Source organism: Amycolatopsis sp. NPDC006131, assembly GCF_040614175.1.
In the GTDB taxonomy this organism is placed as follows: Bacteria; Actinomycetota; Actinomycetes; order Mycobacteriales; family Pseudonocardiaceae; genus Amycolatopsis_E; species Amycolatopsis_E tucumanensis.
In genome coordinates this window covers 25,577-44,297 of the sequence record NZ_JBEXTX010000020.1, presented here as the reverse complement: position 1 = coordinate 44,297, position 18,721 = coordinate 25,577, and the positions used below count along the sequence as shown (strand labels likewise).

Sequence of the window (18,721 nt, the reverse complement as noted above, 5' to 3'; positions counted from 1 at the left end):
TCGATGTTCGGGTCCCGCGCCGACGTCATCGGGCAGCTCGACACGATGGCGACCAACGGCACCGTGTTCGGCATCGTCGATCGCATCGCCCAGGCCGTCGCGGGCACGGAGTGGAAGCTCTACCGCAAGGCCGCCTCGGGCAACGAGGAAGACCGCGTCCAGGTCACCCGGCACGCCGCGCTCGACATCGTGACGAAGCCGAACCCCTTCTACTCCCGCGCCACCTTCTTCGAAGCCTCGTCGCAGCACGCCGACCTCACCGGCGAAACCTGGTGGGTCGTCGGCCGCAGCCCCCGCCTGCGCAACCTGCCCCTCGAACTGTGGCCCGTGCGCCCCGACCGCATGACCCCGGTCCCGCACCCCAGCAAGTTCCTGGCCGGGTACATCTACACCTCGCCGGACGGCGAGAAGGTGCCGCTCGAGCTGGACGAGGTGATCTTCACCCGTCGGCCGAACCCGTCCGACCCCTACCGCGGGCTCGGGCCGGTGCAGGCCATCCTCACCGACGTCCACTCCGCCCGGTATGCGGCCGAGTGGAACAAGAACTTCTTCCTGAACTCGGCCGAGCCGGGCGGGATCATCGAGGTCGAGAAGCACCTGTCGGACGCCGAGTTCGACGAGCTGACGAAGCGGTGGAACGAGCAGCACCGCGGCGTCGCCCGCGCCCACCGCGTCGCCGTGCTGGAGCAGGGCAAGTGGATCGACCGCAAGTACACCCAGCGGGACATGGAGTTCACCGCCCTGCGCGGCGTCACCCGCGACGCGCTGATGGAGGCGTTCGGGTTCCCGAAGGCCATGCTCGGCATCACCCAGGACGTCAACCGGGCCAACGCCGAAGCCGGCGAGGTGATGTTCGCCCGCTGGCTGATCAAGCCGCGGCTGGAGCGGTGGCGCGACGCGCTGAACAGCATGTTGCTGCCGCTGTTCGGCGACACCGCGCGCGACCTCGAGTTCGACTTCGACAACCCCGTGCCCGACGACGAGGCCGCCGAGAACGCGGCGATGACCGCGAAGGCCACTGCGGCGAAGACGTACATCGACGCCGGGTTCGACGGCGAGTCGGTGAAGGAGGCGCTCGAGCTGCCGGACGCGCTGGTGTGGGAGAAGCCGGAGCAGCCGGGCGAGGTCGGGCAGCCGGCCGAGCCGGTCAGCACACTGGCCCAGGACCGGCAGGATGATCTGGACTGGGGCCTGTTCGGCGGCAGCGATGACGAGCCGGAACCCGGGGATGGCGAGCCGGCGGGTGGTGTGCAGCCGTGACCACCACGCTCGCCGCCCTGCGCTCCTGGGAGGACCTCGACTGGGGGCAGCTCCTCAACTGGGACCCCGCCAAGCACCCGCGCGACCGGCGCGGCCGCTTCACCAAGTCCCGCACCCAGCCGATCACCGAAGCCGAACGCGCCCTCGTGAACAACACCCTCGCGAACTTCAAGCCGAAGAGGTTCGACTCGGACCAAGCCGCGCAGGACTACCTCAACAGCCAGCCCAAGCTGACGAAGGCGCAGGCCGACGCGGTCGACCGCTACACCGGCGACGCGTTCCTCGACATCAACCGCGCGCTGCGGTCCGGCAGCAAGGACGGCGGGGGCGAGCAGACCACCATCGACAACCTCCGGGCGGCGATGCGCCCGACCAAGGACGACCTGATCCTCACCCGCACCGTCGGCATGGAGGCCTTCGGCAGCGTGCCGCTGGAAGACCTCGTCGGGAAGAAGGTCACCGACGCCGGGTTCTCTTCGACCGCACTTGGCCTCGCCTACGGCGGCGGGCTGGGCAGCGTAACGATGAAGATCGCGGTGCCCAAGGGAACACCGGCGGTCTTCGCGGCGCCGTACTCCCGCAACCCGGCGGAGCGGGAGATCGTGCTGCCCGACGGCCTGCAGATGGTCGTCGCCCAAGTCAAGAAGAACGACAAGTTCGGCTACGACATGACCCTGGTCGTACTGCCGAAACAGTCGGAGCCCGAGCCGGAGCCCCCGGCCGCGTCCGCACGCCACAGGCACGTGATCCAGAGCCAGGACTTCCCGACTCCGCCCGAGGACTGGCCTGAGCGCGACGAGGACGCCGTCGACGCCGTCGACCTCGGCCCGGTCCAGGCCGCGTGGGAAACCGCGCTGGCCGCGCTGCTGGAGCTGTGGAGGGGCAGCGTCGTCGCCGCCTGGATCGACCAGCTCCTCGAGCAGATCCGCGCCGTGCTGCGCGGCGAGGGCGCCTTCACCAGCCTCACCGTCGAAACCGACACCGCGGCCAGCCACCTGGCCGACGCGATGCGCGAGCTCGCCGAAACCGCCGCCGGACACGCCGTCGACGAGGCCGCCGAACACGACGTCACCCTCACCGCCGCGTGGCCCACCGAGTCCGAGCTGCAGGACGCGGCCCAGACCATCGCCACCTTCGAGGGGCAGCGCTACGCCCAGTCAGCCGGCCGGGAAGCCGCCCGCATCGCCTGGCCCGACGCCGACCCCGACGAGATCACCGACCACGTCCGGGCCCACCTCGAAGGCCTCTCCGACTCGACGTCGGCGCAGGCCTTGGGCGGGGCGCTCACCCACGCCCAGAACCAGGCCCGGCAGACCACCTTCAAGTCCGGACCGGTCGGCGCGCTCTACGCCTCCGAGCAGATGGACAAGAACACCTGCGACCCGTGCCGCGAGATCCACGGCCGCTGGGTCGCCAACACCGACAACCTCGCGCCGCTGCTCAAGCTCTACCCCTTCGGCGGCTACATCGACTGCAAGGGCACCTGGCGCTGCCGCGGCACCGTCGTCGGCGTGTGGCGGCCCAAGACCACGGAAGGCGGGAGCTGATGGACATCGACCCGCGGCTGATCGGCCGCGTGCAGGACGTGATCAAGGCCCGCGAACAGCGCCGCCCTCGCAACGCCGCCGCTCAGCAGCGAGGGATCCGGCTCCTCACACCGCAGGACAGCACGCCCGAGCTGTGGATCTACGACGAGATCTCCTGGTGGGGCGTGTGCGCCGCCGACGTCGCGGCGCAGCTCAACGGACACCGCGGCGACCTGCACGTCCGGATCAACAGCCCCGGCGGCGACGTGTTCGAGGGCTTCGCGATCTACAACATGCTCGCCCAGCTCGACGGCACCGTCACCGTCACTGTCGAAGGCCTCGCCGCGTCGGCCGCCAGCTTCATCGCGATGGCCGGCGACGAGATCCGCATGTGCCTGGCGAGCCAGATGATGATCCACGACCCGTGGGGTGTGTGCGTCGGCGCCGCGGACGACATGCGCGGCATGGCCGGCGTGCTCGACTCGCTGGCCGAGACCCTTGCCGCGATCTACGCCGAGCGCGCTGGCGGGGACGTCGCCACGTGGCGCGAAACGATGCGCGGCGAGCAGTGGTACAACCCGCAGGAAGCAGTCGACGCAGGCCTCGCCGACGAGATCGTGACCCCGAAGCGCGGCGGCGACAACGAGCCCGACGAGGGCCAGCTGGCCGCGTCCCGCTGGGACCCTTCGCTGTTCCAGTTCCGCTACGCAGGCCGCCCGGAAGCGCAACAGGGCGAGGCACCGACACCCGTCGACCCTGGCGAAGCCAACCCTGCCGACCAGCCCAGCACGGCCGCGGACGCTGGCGGCGAGCCCTCCGAGGGCGCGGACCAGCCCGCCAGCACTGACCGCGAACCCGCCGCCGCCTCGGCCGCCGCCGCCTCGGCCGCCGGCGAACAGCCCGAGACCGCCCCGACGTCCGCCGTCGAGCCGGAACCAGCACCACCGAACCCGTGGGCCGACGCCGTCGCCGCCCTCCTCGAACCGGAGCCGTCCACAACGGACGAGCTGCTGATGTCCCTCCAAGAGAAAGGCCTGGCATGACGACCCAGCTCGTTCCGCCGAAGAACGTCCCGATCCCGAAGAACGCCGCCGAGCTCGCCGAAATGATCGGCGACCCCGGCAAGCTCAAGCCGATCATCGAGAACAAGGAGGCGTTCGCCGGGTTCATCCAGGCCTACGCCGACCAGCAGCAGGCCCCCGGCACCGACCTGCACGAGGCGATCAAGGCCGAGACGCAGAAGCAGCTGGCCGACTACCTCCGCGAGAAGGACCTCGACGGCGACAACGTCGAGCGGATCAACCGGCTCAACCTCGACCCGCAGGCCGCCACCCGCAACCGCAAGGGCGGCATGCTCACCTCCTACGGGCAGGGCGCCAACCACAACCCGAACGCACCGGGCGTGGTCCTGGACGACAAGTTCAACAACGCCGTCGACTACCTCGAGGCGATCTGGCACCTCAACGAGTCCCCAGAGGCGTCCGCGCGGCGCACGGAGATCCGCAACGCCGCCTCGTCGGTGTCGCCGGCGGACGGTGGCTTCTTGGTGCCGGAGACGCTGCGCAGCCAGCTGCTGCAGGTGTCGCTGGAGACCGCGACGGTGCGGCCGCGGGCAACGGTGGTGCCGATGGACTCGGCGCGGGTGCCGTTCCCCACGATCGACGTCTCCAGCAACCAGAGCAGCGTGTTCGGCGGCATGATCGCCTACTGGGGTGAGGAGTCGGCCGCGCTGGTCGACGCGAACCCGAAGTTCGGACGCGTCGTCCTGGACGCGAAGAAGCTGACCGGCCTGTCGGTGGTGCCGAACGAGCTGCTGCAGGACTCGATCATCTCGTTCTCGGCGCTGATCGAGCGGCTCTGGCCGATGACGCTGTCGTTCGAGGAGGACGCCGCCTTCTCCAAGGGCAACGGCGTCGGCCAGCCCCTGGGCTACCTCGGCAACCCCGCCACGGTCGCCGTCGGCGCCGAATCCGGGCAGGCCGCGGACACGATCGTCTACGAGAACATCGTCAAGATGTACGCCCGGATGCTGCCGTCGTCGCTGCAGCGCGCGGCGTGGGTGGTCACCCCGGACGCCCTTCCCGAGCTGCTGACGATGAGCCTGTCGGTCGGCACCGGCGGCAACTCGGTGTTCGTCGCGAACGCCGCTGGCGCCGCCCCGATGACGATCTTCGGGCGCCCGATCATCGTCACCGAGCAGGCCAGCGTGCTCGGCGACCAGGGCGACATCGCGTTCGTCGACCTCACCTACTACCTCGTCGGTGACCGGCAGACCATGACCGCCTCCTCGTCGACCGACTGGAAGTTCGGCAACGACCAGACCGCCTACCGCATCATCCAGCGCGTCGACGGCCGCCCGTGGATCCAGTCGGCCATCACCCCGAAGAACGGCGGCCCCGCGCTGTCCCCGTTCGTCGAGCTGGCCGCCCGCGCCTGATCGTTGCCGGGGCCGGGCGGCATTAACACCCCGCCCGGCCCTCGCTCCGAAGTGGCAATCAACCCCCACCAGGAAGGCACAAACCCATGGCACAGAAGGCTCTCGGCCGGCTGTTCAACACGGCACCGGCCGCCGACGGCAAGTGGATCAACCTCAAGGCAGCGGGCGGTGTGGCGTTCCTGTGCTACCTCGCCGGCGCCGTGGGCGACACCTACACGCTGCAGGAGGCAAGGGACGCGGCGGGCACCGGCGCGCAGAACCTGCCGGTGCTCACCGAGTACCACACCGCCACCGGCGACGGGTCCGACGCGTGGACGCGCCGTACACAGGCGGCGGGCGCCACCGTCGTCACCGCAGCGGCGGCGACCCAGAACGCGATGGTGTGCGAGGTCGAAGCCACGTCCCTGTCGGACGGCTACCGGTTCGTCCGGCTCAGCTCGACCGGCGCGGGCACCGTGAACGCGGTGACCCGGGACCTGGCGGCCCAGCGCACCCCGGCGAACCTGCCGGCGATGGGCGTCTGAGCGCGACGGCCGGACCAATGCTGTGGATCTGCCAGGAGTGCACCACCGCCTACGCGGTGGGCCTCCTGGCCTGCCCGCACTGCGCAAGCACCAACTACCTGGAAGAAGGCCAGGACATGCCCAAGATCACCGTCCACGGTGGAGCGTCCAACGCGAACACCGAGACCACGGTCGAAATCCACGGCGAGGTCATCGACGGGCGGCACGGCGAGCGTGAGCCGCTGCCCGAGTTCGATGCCACCACCGAGCGCGTCACCGAGCCCGTCGAGCAGGAGGCGACGGGCGACGAGGCCGCCGAGCAGGAGGCGACGGGCGACGAGGCCGCCGGGGCCGAGCCGTTCGACCCCGGCGACCACACCGTGACCGAGGTGATGGCGTACCTCGACGACGCCGACGACGTCGAGCGCGCCCGCGTCCTCGACGCGGAGAAGGCCGGCAAGAACCGCCGCGGAATCGTCGGCGAGCAGGCATGACCGAGGCAGGCGGCTGGTACGGGCTTCTCGCGATCGCGCAGGAAGCTGCGGCCGAGCGCGCGGCGGAGAAGGCCCAGCCGCCTGTCGCCTGCCCGAATGACGGTGAACCGCTCCAGACCGGGCCCGACGGCCGCCTGCACTGCCCGTTCGACGGCTGGCGGCCCAACGCCTGACCGCCGGACCGGACAACTGAATACCGACTCGAACCCAGCACTCCACGGGGTGCTCGGCCAAGAAAGCAAGGGCACAGGAACGAGGTGAGCACCAGCATGACCGAACCGTGGTACGCCACGAGGGAGGACGTGAAGTCCGCCCTGGACAGCAAGGAGACCGCGCGGAACAACGCGCAGGTCGACCGCGCCGTCGCATCGGCGTCCCGCGGCATCGATGCACTGTGCCACCGCCGGTTCTACCCCTGGACCGGCACCCGCTCGTTCCCGTGGCCCGACCCGCAGATGGGCACCGCGTACCGGCTGTGGCTCGACGACAACGACCTCATCTCCGTCACCGCGCTGCACAGCGGGGGAGCGGCGATCGGTGCGGACCAGTACTTCCTGGAGCCGGCGAACTACGGGCCCCCCTTCACCCACCTCGAGCTCGACCTCGGCGGGGCCGCGTCGTTCGGCGGGGGACCGACCGCCCAGCGGGACATCGAGATCACCGGCGTGTTCGGGTACCGGGCCGACGAGAGCCCGGCTGGGGCGCTCGCGGACGCATTGGACCCCACCGCGACCACGGTCACCATCACCGACTCGGCCGCCGTCGGTGTCGGCTCACTGCTGCGCATTGACTCCGAACGGCTGATCGTCGCCGCGAAGACCATGACCGACACCGGCCAGACCCTCCAGGCCGACGTCGACGCCCGCGCCTCGACAGCCGCAATCCCGGTCGCCAACGGCGCTGGGTTCGCCGAGGGGGAGACGGTCCTCGTCGACGCCGAGCGGATGCGGATCCTCGACGTCGCCGGTAACACGCTGATCGTGAAGCGCGCCTGGGACGGCTCGGCCCTGGCCGCGCACACCACCGACGCCGTGATCTACGCGCCGCGCACCCTGACCCTGGAGCGCGCCGCCGTGGGCACGACCGCGGCCAGCCACGCCAGCGGGGCCGCGGTGTTCCGGCACGACCCGCCCGCGCTGGTGCGGGAGCTGTGCATCGCCGAGGCGCTCGTCGCCGTGCTGCGGGAGGGCGCCGGGTACGCCACCCGCACCGGCTCCGGCGACAACGCCCGCGAGTCCTACGGCGGCGGTCTGCCGGAGCTGCGCGAGCAGGTGTACACGGCGCACGGTCGCAAGGTCCGGAAGCGGGTGATCTGACATGGCGGAGGTGCGCGTGTCAGGGCCCCTGTTCGATGGCCGCGCGGACCTGGCGGTGCGGGACTACCTCGACGCTGTCGAGGAGCGCGTCGCCGGCCAGGCGTCGGCCGAGGTGCACACCAACCTCAACGCGTCGATCCGGAACCCCACGCCGTACTACGAGACCCAGGTGCAGGTCGTGGCAGAGGGCGACGCGCACGTGGTCAACGACCGCGGCGTGATCTACGGGCCCTGGCTGGAGGGCGTCGGCTCCCGGAACAAGACCACCCGGTTCAAGGGCTACTTCTCGTTCCGCCGCGCGGCGCACGCCACCCGGCAGAAGGCGCCGCAGCTCGCCCGTGAGGTGCTCGCCCGGTTCGTGGGGAGGATGAACTGATGCCGGCGCTCGTCGAGTCGGATTTCGTCGCGCTGATCGAGGCGCTGGCAGACCATGCCTTGCGGACCGGGTGGTTCGACCGGGTCAACAAGCACGAGCCGAAGAACGCGCCTGGGCACGGGCTGACCTCGGCGATCTGGGTGGACCGGATCGAGCCCATCCGCGGCGGCTCTGGGCTCAACTCGACGTCGGCCCGGTTCGTGGTGAACGTGCGAATCTACCAGAACGCGCTGTCGGACCCGCCAGACGCGATCGACCCGCACCTGACCGCCGCGGTGAACGAGCTCATGCTCGCCTACTCCGGCGACTTCACTCTCGACGGGCTCGTGCGCGACGTGGACCTGCTCGGCGCGCATGGAATCCCGCTGTCCGCCGTGGCGGGCTACCTCACCCAGGACAAGACGATCTACCGAGTCATGACGATCACGGTCCCGCTGATCGTCAACGACGTTTGGGAGCAGAACGCATGACCGAGAACCCCTGGGCCCCCCGCCACCCGAGCGTGGCGCACTTCCAGCCCCTCTTCGACCACGGGCACCTCCCGGCTCACCTGCAGGCCATCTCCGGCCCGTGCGCACAGCTGGCCGAGACCATGCTCGCGCAGTTGCCCGACGGGCCCGAGCTGGCGGCCGGGCTCCGCAAACTGCTGGAAGCGAAGGACTGCTTCGTCCGGCAGCTCGTCATCGCTCCGAAGGAGGCGTGACGTGGGCAAGCAGTCCGGGCTGGGGGACAACCTGTACGTCTCCGGCTACGACATCTCCGGCGACGTCGGGCAGGTCGGCAACATCGCCGGCCCCCTCGCCACGCTGCCCGTGACCGGGATCGACAAGCTCGCGAACGAGCGCATCGGCGGGCTGCGCGACGGGGCGATCGAGTTCACCGCGTTCTGGAACCCGGAGCGCGCCACCGACAACCCCGGCGTCACCCGGGACCGCGCGCACGCCGTGCTCTCCACGCTGCCGACCGCGGACCGGCACGTCATGTACTGCCGCGGCACCCAGCTCGCCAGCCAAGCCGCCTGCCTGGTGTCGAAGCAGATCAACTACGACGGCAGCCGGGGCGACGACGGCTCGTTCACCCTCGCCGTCTCCGCGCAGGCCAACGGGTTCGGCCTGGAGTGGTGCACCCAGCTCACCCCCGGCAAACGCACCGACACCGCGGCCACGAACGGCCCGGCCGTCGACCTCGTCGCGCCGACCGCCTTCGGGCTGCAGGCCTACCTGCAAGTGTTCGCGTTCACCGGCACCACCGCCACGATCAAGCTGCAGGAGTCCAGCGACAACGGCGCGGCCGACGCCTGGGCCGACGTCGTGGACGGCTCCTTCGCCGCCGTCGCCGGGATCACCGAGCAGCGCATCCAGACCGCCCGCGACCAGACCGTCGAGCGGTACCTGCGGGTCGTCACCGAGGGGACCTTCACCCAGCTCGTGTTCGCCGTGGCGGTCGCGAAGAACGAAGTGGAAGTGAGCTTCTGATGATCAACCGGATCCAGCCGGTCGGCACCGTGCGGGACTACCAGACCTACGCCATCGCCTCACCCCGCGACACGCAGGTCAAGGCGGCGTGCGAGGAGGTCGGGTGCGCGAACTTTCGGCACGGCTGGCGAACCATCGTCGACGAGGCCACCGACCTCGGAAAGCGGCAGGCCGACTACATCCGCAACCAGTCGCGCCGCACGTTTCGCGAGGAGCGCAACGCCGCCGGGCTGACCGTGTTCACGTTCGAGTCCGGGCAGCGCTGTTTCGCCGACCACCGCACGCGCCCGGAGGTCTACCTCGTGCGCGACGGCGACTGGCGAGGCAACCCCACCGGCCATGTCCGGCGCCACACCCGGCCGGCCGACTGGGTCGAGGACTTCGGCGAGCACCAGCAGCGCGTCGTCGAGCTGATCAACAAGGGATAGGAGAGCCGCCATGGCGAAGGAATCGGGTCTCGGCTGGAGCACCCTCAGCGTGGACGACGCCGCCGGCACGCCGCGCGACATCCGCAACGACATCACCAACCTGGAGTTCGCGACCCCGCGCGCGACCCAGGACGTCACGGGCATCGACAAGTCCGCGAACGAGCGGCTGCTGCTGCTCGCCGACTTCTCGGCGACGCTGAACGGGGTGTTCAACGACGCCGCGAACGCCTCGCACTCGGTGTTCAAGACGATCCCGTCGACCAGCGTGCCGCGCACGATGTCCATCGGCGTGTCCGGGCAAACCCTCGTGAACGAGGTGCTGCTCACCGACTACCCGCTCACCCGCTCCGACTCCGGCGAGCTGACCTGGGCAGTGCCTGCGGCTCTGGCCGACGGCACGGTCCCGGTCTGGAGCTGACGGATGGGATTCGAACCACCGCAGACCGTCCTCGTCCTCAACTTCGACGAGGACACCGGCATGGACGGCCTCGTGGTCAAGGCCCGGTGGGGCTCGGTCGCCGAGATTCTCCACTTCGAGCACGAGTGGCCGGACATCTTCCGCGCGCTCAAGGACGGCGAGATCACCATGCTCGAAGCCGAGAAGCGCATGGCTGCGGTGTTCGACTGGTTCGTCGACCTGATCGTCGAGTGGAACATCGGCCCTGACGACGCGCCGCTCCCGATCACGCGGGAGACCATGCGGAGTTTCGAGCCGGCGTTCTGCACAAAGCTCGTCCGCGGCTGGCACTCCGGGCACTACAAGGTCGACGCCCCTTTAGCGAAGCCCTCCAGCGATGGCGATCCGTCCCTGGAGGCGTCGATTCCGATGGAGAGCCTGTCCGAAAGCCTCGCGAGCTGATCTACGCCGAGCAGGTGCTGGGGCTGTGCGAGCGGTTCAAGTGCCTGCCGCACGAGCTGCTCGCCGCCCCAGCCGACCCGCTGTGGCACCTGCTCGCCGTCGAGCGCCTGGGAATGAGGGAGGAGGTGGCCTGAGGTGGCCAACGAGGTCGAGATCCGCGTTACCGCGAAGGACGTCGGCGCGGCCAAGACCTTCGAGAAGGTCCGGCGTGACGCACGCACGGCGGGCACCCGCGCGGGCGACGAGTTCGCGGGCTCGTTCTCAGGCACCCTCGACCAGGGCACCGCGAAGGTCGGGCAGCGGCTCGGCAAGAAGATCGCCGACGACACCGCGAAGGCCGCCCGCTCGCAGAAGCCGATCGAGCTGCCGGCCACCGCGGACAACCCGATCGACGCGGCGTGGCGGGCGAAGGTCGAGGCGTCGCTCAAGGCCACGGCGAAGCAGGCGCTGGAAATCCCGGTGTCTCCCGAGAACGAGACCTTCCGGCGCGAGCTGGGCCGGCTGATGGAGCAGGCGACGCGGTCGGCGAGGGCCGAGATCCCCGTCGATGTGGCGGAGGCTGCCGAGTTCAAGCGGCAGGTCGAGGCCCTCGCCGCGATCCTCTCGGACGAGGTCACGGTCCGGGTGCCGGTCGAGGTCGACAAGCAGACGCTGACGAAGGCCGCAGCGGACGTCGAGAAGGCCACGGAGCAGGTCGCCAAACGTGCAAACGCGCAGTTCAAGGCGCTGCAGTTCGGGCTGATGTTCGCCGGCCTGCCTGTCGCCGCAGCGGGCGCGGCAGGGCTCGCGGTCGGCGCGCTGGCCGCCGTCCCGCTGGCCTTCACGCAGATTGCCATCGCCGGCCAGCAGTCCAACCGTGAGGTGACGCAGGCCTGGAGTAAGACCGGGGACCAGCTGGAGGAGCAGCTGAGGGGCTGGTCCGAGCCGTTCGCCGACGACTTCGTCAAGTCCGCGGAGATGGTGCGAGGCCGTGCCGCGCAGCTGTCCCCGCAGATCGGGCAGATCTTCGCGAACTCCGACGACTACCTCCTGCCTTTCACCAATTCCCTGCTGAACGCCACCCAGAACGCCATCCCTGGGTTCGTGGTTGCGAGCCAGCGCGCCGGTGAGCCGATGGCGGCGCTCGGCTACCTCGCGGAGCAGTCCGGTTCGGGGCTCACCGACTTCTTCGTCAACGCCTCCGAGGGCGCCGACGGGGCCGCCGCGGACCTCCGTGTGCTCGGCGACATCGGCCGCGACGCCCTCGGGTTCCTGGGCACGGTGGCTGCGAACCTCGCCGACAACGGCACCCCCGCCCTGTACCAGTTCAGCGACGCTCTCCGGCTGGCTGAGGAGATGATGGTCACCGCGACCGCGGCCGGGTCGCCGCTGTACAGCGTGACCAGCGGGTTCATCAGCGCGGTCAACGGCGGCCTGGGAATTCTCCAGGGCTTCGTCAGCCTGTTGGGCATGCTGCCCGCGCCGGTCGGCGAGGCGGCCGGACAGCTGCTCGCCGCCTCGAAGATGGCGAACCTGTTCGGCATCAACATCAAGGACGCCTGGAAGGGCGCCGAGGGCGGTGCGGGCCGGTTCCAGACCATCGCGGGCCGGACCGTGCTGGTGCTCGGGCTGATCGGCGCTGCCGCCCAGGTGATGGCGTCCAATGTGGAGCGCGGCCAGACCACCGTGGAGGGGCTGTCCGACTCCCTCGACGACTGGATCGCCAAGGGCAAGGCGTCCGGCGACCTCGCGAAGCTGTTCGGCTCGAACCTCAGAGACCTCTCCGACGCCTTCACCATCCTGAAGAACGACCAGGACGGATGGGTCGAGGGCTTCACCGACTTCACCGGCAATCTGATCGGCGTCGACTCCCGCCTCGACGACGCGAAGAACCGCGTCCAGCAGCTCGACGCCGCGCTGGCGAGCATGGTGCAGAACGGGCAGGCCGAGCAGGCAGGGGCCGCGCTGCAGGCCGCGAGCGAGCAGACCGGCCGCTCGATCGAGGAGCTGACCGGGTTCCTGCCCCAGTACAAGGCCGCCCTCGATGCGGGTGCCGCCGCCGCGACCAACGCCGGCACCGCGGCGGGCCAGCTGTCCTACTCGCAGAAGCTCGCCCGGCAGGCCACTGCGGACCTGTCCACGGCGTTCCAGGGGCTCGGTGACGCGACCGCGGACGTCACCACGAAGGGCAAGCTGCTGCAGCAGGTGCTCGACACGCTCACCGGCCGGACGCCCTCCTTCGAGGAGGCCACGCAGTCCATCAACGACTCGCTGCGCAGCCTCGGGGACAACTTCAAGACCACCGAGGACCGGGCGAACGGGTTCGGCTCGGCTCTGCTCAACGCCGACGGCACGGTCAACACCACCACCCGCAACGGCTCCGCGCTCCAGGACACCCTGGAGAGCCTGCAGACCGGGTTCGCCAACGCCAGCGTCGCCATTGATGACCTCGTCAAGGGCGGCATGAGCTACGACGCCGCGGCGAAACAGGTGAACGACACGCTCGCCGTCCAGCGGCAGCGGTTCATCGACCAGCACGCCGTCATGGGCCTCACCCGGCAGCAGGCCGAGGCGCTCGCGAACCAGTACGGCCTGTTCCCCACGAACGTCGCCACGATGTTCACCCAGCCCGGCATGCCCGGCGCCCAGCAGGCCGCCGACCTCCTGCGCGGCAAGGTGCTCGCCGTCCCGAACCAGTGGACCACCATCACCACGGCGCTCACCGCGGACGCCGTCGCCAAGCTGGAGGCGCTCGGCTTCCAGGTCCGGAACCTGCCCAACGGCGACGTCGAGGTCATCGCGCTCACCGCCTCGGCGGAGGCCAAGATCGGGCAGCTCGTCAAGACCCGCAGCATGAACATCGAGGTCAACTACGTCACCGGGTACGCCGGCACCTCGACCGGCATGAAGTACGGACCGCGGGCGGCGGGCGGGATCGACGTGCCCGGCCCAGTCGGGATGGCCGAGGGCGGCGTGGTCAAGGACATCCCGCACCTCGCGACCGTGGTGCCCCCAGACACCCCGCGCCTGATCGGCGACAACATGCGCGTCCCAGAGGCGTTCATCCCGCTCGACCCCAGCTCGCAGCGCTCCCAGTCGATCCTCGCGTACGCGAACCAGGCCATGGGCAACCCGACCGGGGATGCCCGCGGCATGGCCGACGGCGGCCTGATCGCCGCCGCGCAGGAGGTCTACAACCACTGGCGCAACGGCGGCCAGGTCTTCGAGGACTTCAGCTTCTACGGCAACAGCGCGAACGTCCGCGCCTACAACGACGAGCTGGCCGCGATGTACCACGGCGGCGACCTCGACAAGTTCTTCGCCGGCGTGATCGGCGCCGGTGCCCGCACGGGCGGCGGGGTGACCCCGGTCCGGCGGGCGTCTCCGGGGAACCGGCCCGCGCGCACCAGCTCGACCGGCCCCACGATCGTCACCTTCGACACCAGCGGCGCACCCCCGCTCATCCAGGCGCTCATCGCGGAGCTGCAGAAGTACGTCCGGGTCAACGGCGGCGACCTGCAGACCGCGATCATGGGGGCCCGCTGATGGCCGGGCTCATCGACAAGCGCGTCGAGCTGTACCTCGGCGACTGGATCGACGTCACCAGAGACGTCCGCGGGGACGCCGGGATCGAGATCGTGCGCGGCCGGCAGAACGAGACGACCAAGCAGACCACCGCGTCGCAGTGCCGGTTCCGGCTCAAGAACGGTGAGGAATGTTCGATCGGCCCGCGCGGCTACGAGCCGCGCTACGCGGCCAGCCCATACTTCGGCAAGCTCGGCCGCGCCACCCCGGTCCGGGTCGGGGTCCGCACCGCCTACGACACCTTCACCCGCGCTGTCTCCGGCGGATGGGGCACCGCGGACCGCGGCGGCGGCTGGACGTTCGGCGGGATCGGCTGGGTCGCCTCCGACTTCAGCGTCGCGTCCGGAGTCGGCCGGCACTCCGTGTCCGCCGCGACGGGCTACCGCGTCACCTACCTGACCACGTTCAAGCAGCGCGATGCGGACGTGAAGGTCAGCTTCACGATGCCCATCGGCGCGCCCACTGGCGGCGCGGTCGAGCCCGCGAACCTGGTCCTCCGGCTCGTGGACATCTCGAACTACTACACCGTCCGCGTGTCGGTCGCGCCCACCACCGGCGCCATCACCCTCGACATCTTCAAGGTCGTCGCGAACACCTACACCAGCCTCGTCGGCGCCACTCCGACAGGCCTGTTCTACGACACCGCCGGCACCACCTTCACCGTCCGGGCGATCGCCGAGGGCCAGGAGATCCGGGCCAAGATCTGGCGGGTCGGCCAGCCCGAGCCGCACGGCTGGGGCGTCCAGGTCCACGACACCACGTTCCCGGCGGCGGGAAGCGTCGGCGTCCGGTCCGGTATCGCGGCTGGCAACACCAACACGCCGCTGGTGTTCAGCTACGACAACTTCGAGGTCATGCACCCGCGGTTCGCCGGCGAGATCGCCGACATCGTCCCGAACCGCGACACCACCGGGAAAGCCCGCTGGGTGGACGTCGAGGCCGCGGGCATCCTCCGCCGCCTCCAGGCGGGCGACACGCCGCTGCAGTCCCCGCTCCGCCGCGCGTACATGACCACCACCACCAACCCGCCGGTTGCCTACTGGCCCCTGGAGGACGGGCGCAACACCGACCAGTTCGCCTCGCCCCTGCGGGGCGTCGCGCCGATGACCATCACCCAGGGCACGGTGAACGCGGCCTCCTACTCTGGGTTCGCCGGCTCGGCCGCGATCGCGCAACTCGCCGACGGCACGCTGTGGGGCCAGGTGCCCAACCACGCGGACGGCTACGGCCAGGTCCGGATGCTGATCCACCTCCCGGACAACGGGCTCACCGACCTCGAAGCGATCGCCACTGTGCACACCACCGGCAGCATCTACCGGTGGCGCATCGTCTACCGCACAGGCGGCAGCGGCGGTCTGCAGATGACCGCGTTCGACCGCACCGTGACCCTCGTCCACACCGGAGTGGCCACGGACCTGTTCCTCAACGGCAAGAACAGCTTGCTCTCGATCGAGCTGCGGCAGAACGGCCCGAACATCGACTACGGCGTCTGGGGGGTCGAGGCTGGCGCAGAGTCCGGGACCGGGGTGACGGGCACCGTCAGCGGCCAAACCCTCGGCCACGTCTCCGACGTGTTCATCGGCCCCGACAAGGACGTCAGCGGCATGGCCGTCGGCCACGTCGCCGTCCAGCCTGTCGAAGACAGCGTCTTCACCTTCGGCCCGATGATCGACGGCATGCGCGGCGAGTACGCGCCCGACCGGATCAGCCGCCTCGGCACTGAGAACGGGTTCAACGTCGCCGTCCAGCGCGGCACCGAAGCCACCGAACCGTGGACCCGGCTCGGCCCACAGCCCATCGCGAGCCTCACCGACGTCCTCGACGAGTCCGCTCGGGCGGACCTCGGGCTCCTCTTCGACAACCGCGCCACCACCGACCTCACATACCGCACCTACCCGTCGCTCCTGTCGCAAGACCCGGTGCTCGTGCTCGACGCCAGCAACGGCGAGCTGGCGCAACCACCGCAGCCCGTCGACGACGACCAGAACCTCACCAACGACGTCACCGCACAGCGGAACAACGGCGGCTTCTACCGCGCCACGGAGACCGAAGGGCGTCTCGGCAACACCCCGCCCGAGGACGGCGGCGTCGGGATCTACTCCTCGTCGAGCAGCTACAACGTCCGCTACGACAGCTACCTCCCCGACCTGGCAGGGTGGGCGCTGCACCTGGGCACGGTCGACGCCGCACGATACCCGCGGATCCCAATCGCCCTGCACAACGAGCGCGTCAACGGCAGCAAACCGGACTTGCGCCGCCAGGCGCTCGATCTGCAGATCGGCGACCTCATCGCCATCGACCACCTGGACCCCGATCGCGTGCTGCTCATGACGCTCGGCTCCACGGAGCTGATCGGGAACATGACCCACGACCTGCTCTTCACCTGCCAACCCGGCGAGCCCTGGAACGTCGGCATCGCGGACGACGCGGACAGCCGCGCCGACTCCGACGCGTCCGAGCTGGTGTCCGACCTCACCGCGACCGCGACCGCGTTCTTCGTCTCGACCGCACCCGGCAGCCCGCGGTGGATCGACTCCGCGGCCTACGGCTCCGAATTCCCGTTCGACATCCGAGTCGGCGGCGAGGTCATGCGCGTCACCGCCATCACCGGCACCAGCTCGCCCCAGACCTTCACCGTCCAGCGCTCGATCAACGGTGTCGTCAAGGCACACACCGCACTCACGCCCGTCACGCTCGCCAACCCGGTCTACGCGGCCGCCGGAACCCAAGCATAGGAGGGGGACATCGTGATTCTCGCGGGCATGAAGACGACCGCGCAGCGGCTCAACGAGGCCCTGGATATCCCGGCCTGCACCGTGGTCATGACCGGCACGCAGGCGATCACGACGAGTATCGACACGGACGTCTCCTGGTCGGGCGTGGACGGGATCAACTGGACAGACGCCAACGGCAACCCGATGTGGTCCGCGGTCAACCCGACCCGCATCACCATCCGCAAGGACGGGATCTACCGGATCGGGTTCGAGCTGCACTACGCCGTGACCGACGTCGACGGGAAGCGAGTCGCCTCGCTCACCCGGAACAACACCGGCGTGCCGACCAACACCGCGACCAAGGCGTTCGACAGTTCGCGCTTCAACACGCTGAACGACCCCTCGCCGCTGGGCAGCCACCGCGAAACACCCCTGAACGTCGGGGACATCCTGCGGCTCTCGACCTGGCAGAACTCCGGGTCCACCCAGAACGTCATCGGCAACACCATCGAGGGCATGAGCTTCATGTACGCCGTCTGGGACCGCCCCCTCATCTCCTGACACACCGAAAGGGACAGACCGTGCCAACCATCAAAATCACCGACGCGCCGCCCGTCACCGAAGTCCGGCAGTGGGCAGGCGACGTCGCCGAGATCGAGGAGTTCGTCGGCGCCCCGGTCCGGCTCAACGACGACGGCAGCATCACCGTCCGGCCCGAGCAGACCGGGTACATGACCGTCGCCGCAGGCGACTGGATCAGCCGCGACGGCTACTCGGTGTTCTCCGACACCCGCATCACCGCCGGCCGCTACCAGATCGTCGAGGGCGACGGGCCGTACACCTACGCCATCAGCAGCACGACGCCAACACCGAGCTGAGCCAGGGAAATTCGCACGTCATGTCCGGAATGGATGGAGGTGGCCTTGAGTGACTTCGCGTCGTTGCTCACCAGCATCGCGGCGGTCATCTCCGCGGTCAGCGGTCTCGTCATCGGAGTCCTCGCCCTCACGCGGGGGTCGGCCAAGGAGCGCGAGCAAGCAGCGCAGTACGCCATCGACAGGGTCCTCGGGAACGACGACGAGGACGAAGACGACGAGCGCCGCGAGGCGATCGACCAGCTCCTCGAGGAGCTGCGGAAGCGGGGTGACGAGTCGTGACACCTGACCGCGTAAAGGACACGATCGTCGTCCCGGCTGCATCTCGGGCACGGGACAGCCGGATGCACCGGTCGCTCTGGCTCGCGTTCGCGTTGCTCGCCGCGGCCGCGATCGGGATGTTCGTGCGTAGCGAGTTCCTCCGCAGCGAGGTCGACGACCTGGCGGCGCGGTCGGACCAGAACTCGGCTGTCGCGCAGCAGCTCGCCGACCAAGTCCGTGCGCTCGGCGCCGTGCCAGTGGCCCAGCCCGCCAGCGGCCCAGCAGGGGCAACCGGCGCTCGCGGTCCGGCCGGGCCTGCAGGACCCCCCGGGCAGAAGGGCGATAAGGGCGACGCGGGATCCGCAGGGGCGCAAGGGGCCGCTGGCGCGGACGGCAAGGACGGGGCCGACGGAACGGACGGCAAGGACGGGGCTGACGGCGAGGACGGCGTCGAGGGGCCTGCTGGGCCCGCCGGGCCGCAGGGACCCGCTGGCCCGCCAGGCGCACAGGGGCCGCCCGGTCCGACCTGCCCGGAGGGCTACACCGCCCAGTCGCGCGAGCAGGGCGACGAGACCTGGTGGGTGTGCGTCGCTGACGACGCCGAGCCGCCAACGGAAGAACCGTAGGGAAAGG

At 70.1% G+C, this 18,721-nt stretch carries 21 protein-coding genes; all 21 read left to right on the top strand.

Features of this window, described 5'->3' with window-relative positions:
- Positions 1 to 3 precede the first annotated feature (3 nt).
- The 21 genes from ABZ215_RS13580 to ABZ215_RS13480 all read left to right on the top strand — a co-directional run bounded on the left by ABZ215_RS13580 (position 4) and on the right by ABZ215_RS13480 (position 18,714).
- Complete coding sequence (locus ABZ215_RS13580) at positions 4 to 1,260, top strand: phage portal protein (RefSeq protein ID WP_354949707.1); 1,257 nt, start codon at positions 4 to 6, stop codon at positions 1,258 to 1,260.
- Positions 1,257 to 2,807 carry an ADP-ribosyltransferase gene (locus tag ABZ215_RS13575; protein ID WP_354949706.1) on the top strand — a complete coding sequence of 517 codons (1,551 nt, stop codon included), beginning with the start codon at positions 1,257 to 1,259 and terminating at the stop codon, positions 2,805 to 2,807. The genes ABZ215_RS13580 and ABZ215_RS13575 overlap by 4 nt, the downstream gene beginning before the upstream one ends.
- Positions 2,807 to 3,829: a head maturation protease, ClpP-related gene (locus ABZ215_RS13570; protein ID WP_354949705.1), complete on the top strand. Its 1,023-nt coding sequence runs from the start codon at positions 2,807 to 2,809 to the stop codon at positions 3,827 to 3,829. The genes ABZ215_RS13575 and ABZ215_RS13570 overlap by 1 nt, the downstream gene beginning before the upstream one ends.
- Entirely contained in the window at positions 3,826 to 5,223 is a 1,398-nt protein-coding gene (locus tag ABZ215_RS13565; RefSeq protein WP_354949704.1) for a phage major capsid protein, read from the top strand. The genes ABZ215_RS13570 and ABZ215_RS13565 overlap by 4 nt, the downstream gene beginning before the upstream one ends.
- 86 nt (positions 5,224 to 5,309) lie before the next feature.
- Entirely contained in the window at positions 5,310 to 5,747 is a 438-nt protein-coding gene (locus tag ABZ215_RS13560; RefSeq protein ID WP_354949703.1) for a hypothetical protein, read from the top strand.
- A 17-nt stretch (positions 5,748 to 5,764) separates the two neighbouring features.
- Positions 5,765 to 6,220, top strand: coding sequence for a hypothetical protein (locus tag ABZ215_RS13555; RefSeq protein WP_354949702.1), 456 nt, complete (start codon positions 5,765 to 5,767; stop codon positions 6,218 to 6,220).
- Positions 6,217 to 6,393 carry a hypothetical protein gene (locus ABZ215_RS13550; RefSeq protein ID WP_354949701.1) on the top strand — a complete coding sequence of 59 codons (177 nt, stop codon included), beginning with the start codon at positions 6,217 to 6,219 and terminating at the stop codon, positions 6,391 to 6,393. Before ABZ215_RS13555 ends, ABZ215_RS13550 begins: the two co-directional genes overlap by 4 nt.
- A gap of 96 nt (positions 6,394 to 6,489) precedes the next feature.
- The gene (locus ABZ215_RS13545; protein WP_354949700.1) at positions 6,490 to 7,536 is read left to right on the top strand and encodes a hypothetical protein; all 1,047 of its coding nucleotides are present in this window, start codon (positions 6,490 to 6,492) and stop codon (positions 7,534 to 7,536) included.
- A gap of 16 nt (positions 7,537 to 7,552) precedes the next feature.
- Complete coding sequence (locus ABZ215_RS13540; RefSeq protein ID WP_354949699.1) at positions 7,553 to 7,912, top strand: hypothetical protein; 360 nt, start codon at positions 7,553 to 7,555, stop codon at positions 7,910 to 7,912.
- The gene (locus tag ABZ215_RS13535) at positions 7,912 to 8,382 is read left to right on the top strand and encodes a hypothetical protein (protein WP_354949698.1); all 471 of its coding nucleotides are present in this window, start codon (positions 7,912 to 7,914) and stop codon (positions 8,380 to 8,382) included. The genes ABZ215_RS13540 and ABZ215_RS13535 overlap by 1 nt, the downstream gene beginning before the upstream one ends.
- Positions 8,379 to 8,615, top strand: a complete 237-nt coding sequence (locus ABZ215_RS13530; RefSeq protein ID WP_354949697.1) for a hypothetical protein — start codon at positions 8,379 to 8,381, stop codon at positions 8,613 to 8,615. Before ABZ215_RS13535 ends, ABZ215_RS13530 begins: the two co-directional genes overlap by 4 nt.
- A 1-nt stretch (position 8,616) precedes the next feature.
- Positions 8,617 to 9,387 (top strand): hypothetical protein, encoded by a 771-nt coding sequence (locus ABZ215_RS13525; RefSeq protein WP_354949696.1) that lies wholly within the window; start codon positions 8,617 to 8,619, stop codon positions 9,385 to 9,387.
- Positions 9,387 to 9,815: a hypothetical protein gene (locus ABZ215_RS13520; RefSeq protein ID WP_354949695.1), complete on the top strand. Its 429-nt coding sequence runs from the start codon at positions 9,387 to 9,389 to the stop codon at positions 9,813 to 9,815. Before ABZ215_RS13525 ends, ABZ215_RS13520 begins: the two co-directional genes overlap by 1 nt.
- A 10-nt stretch (positions 9,816 to 9,825) precedes the next feature.
- On the top strand, positions 9,826 to 10,233 hold the full coding sequence (locus tag ABZ215_RS13515) for a hypothetical protein (protein WP_354949694.1): 408 nt from the start codon (positions 9,826 to 9,828) through the stop codon (positions 10,231 to 10,233).
- A gap of 3 nt (positions 10,234 to 10,236) precedes the next feature.
- Positions 10,237 to 10,674: a hypothetical protein gene (locus tag ABZ215_RS13510; protein WP_354949693.1), complete on the top strand. Its 438-nt coding sequence runs from the start codon at positions 10,237 to 10,239 to the stop codon at positions 10,672 to 10,674.
- Between the two features lie 135 nt (positions 10,675 to 10,809).
- A complete protein-coding gene (locus ABZ215_RS13505; protein ID WP_354949692.1) occupies positions 10,810 to 14,199 on the top strand; it encodes a hypothetical protein in 3,390 nt (1,129 codons plus the stop codon).
- Positions 14,199 to 16,973, top strand: a complete 2,775-nt coding sequence (locus ABZ215_RS13500) for a hypothetical protein (RefSeq protein ID WP_354949691.1) — start codon at positions 14,199 to 14,201, stop codon at positions 16,971 to 16,973. Before ABZ215_RS13505 ends, ABZ215_RS13500 begins: the two co-directional genes overlap by 1 nt.
- 27 nt (positions 16,974 to 17,000) lie before the next feature.
- A complete protein-coding gene (locus ABZ215_RS13495) occupies positions 17,001 to 17,513 on the top strand; it encodes a hypothetical protein (protein ID WP_354949690.1) in 513 nt (170 codons plus the stop codon).
- A gap of 20 nt (positions 17,514 to 17,533) precedes the next feature.
- Positions 17,534 to 17,830 carry a hypothetical protein gene (locus tag ABZ215_RS13490; protein WP_354949689.1) on the top strand — a complete coding sequence of 99 codons (297 nt, stop codon included), beginning with the start codon at positions 17,534 to 17,536 and terminating at the stop codon, positions 17,828 to 17,830.
- 45 nt (positions 17,831 to 17,875) lie between these two features.
- Positions 17,876 to 18,109: a hypothetical protein gene (locus tag ABZ215_RS13485; RefSeq protein WP_157360693.1), complete on the top strand. Its 234-nt coding sequence runs from the start codon at positions 17,876 to 17,878 to the stop codon at positions 18,107 to 18,109.
- Complete coding sequence (locus ABZ215_RS13480; RefSeq protein ID WP_354949688.1) at positions 18,106 to 18,714, top strand: hypothetical protein; 609 nt, start codon at positions 18,106 to 18,108, stop codon at positions 18,712 to 18,714. The genes ABZ215_RS13485 and ABZ215_RS13480 overlap by 4 nt, the downstream gene beginning before the upstream one ends.
- Positions 18,715 to 18,721: the final 7 nt, after the last annotated feature.

Bases quoted from the DNA above. Each gene is read 5' to 3' on its own strand.
- ABZ215_RS13580 (WP_354949707.1), top strand. From the start codon at position 4: ATGTTCGGGTCCCGCGCCGACGTCATCGGGCAGCTCGACACGATGGCG.
- ABZ215_RS13570 (WP_354949705.1), top strand. From the start codon at position 2,807: ATGGACATCGACCCGCGGCTGATCGGCCGCGTGCAGGACGTGATCAAG.
- ABZ215_RS13565 (WP_354949704.1), top strand. From the start codon at position 3,826: ATGACGACCCAGCTCGTTCCGCCGAAGAACGTCCCGATCCCGAAGAAC.
- ABZ215_RS13560 (WP_354949703.1), top strand. From the start codon at position 5,310: ATGGCACAGAAGGCTCTCGGCCGGCTGTTCAACACGGCACCGGCCGCC.
- ABZ215_RS13555 (WP_354949702.1), top strand. From the start codon at position 5,765: ATGCTGTGGATCTGCCAGGAGTGCACCACCGCCTACGCGGTGGGCCTC.
- ABZ215_RS13550 (WP_354949701.1), top strand. From the start codon at position 6,217: ATGACCGAGGCAGGCGGCTGGTACGGGCTTCTCGCGATCGCGCAGGAA.
- ABZ215_RS13545 (WP_354949700.1), top strand. From the start codon at position 6,490: ATGACCGAACCGTGGTACGCCACGAGGGAGGACGTGAAGTCCGCCCTG.
- ABZ215_RS13535 (WP_354949698.1), top strand. From the start codon at position 7,912: ATGCCGGCGCTCGTCGAGTCGGATTTCGTCGCGCTGATCGAGGCGCTG.
- ABZ215_RS13530 (WP_354949697.1), top strand. From the start codon at position 8,379: ATGACCGAGAACCCCTGGGCCCCCCGCCACCCGAGCGTGGCGCACTTC.
- ABZ215_RS13520 (WP_354949695.1), top strand. From the start codon at position 9,387: ATGATCAACCGGATCCAGCCGGTCGGCACCGTGCGGGACTACCAGACC.
- ABZ215_RS13515 (WP_354949694.1), top strand. From the start codon at position 9,826: ATGGCGAAGGAATCGGGTCTCGGCTGGAGCACCCTCAGCGTGGACGAC.
- ABZ215_RS13510 (WP_354949693.1), top strand. From the start codon at position 10,237: ATGGGATTCGAACCACCGCAGACCGTCCTCGTCCTCAACTTCGACGAG.
- ABZ215_RS13500 (WP_354949691.1), top strand. From the start codon at position 14,199: ATGGCCGGGCTCATCGACAAGCGCGTCGAGCTGTACCTCGGCGACTGG.
- ABZ215_RS13495 (WP_354949690.1), top strand. From the start codon at position 17,001: ATGAAGACGACCGCGCAGCGGCTCAACGAGGCCCTGGATATCCCGGCC.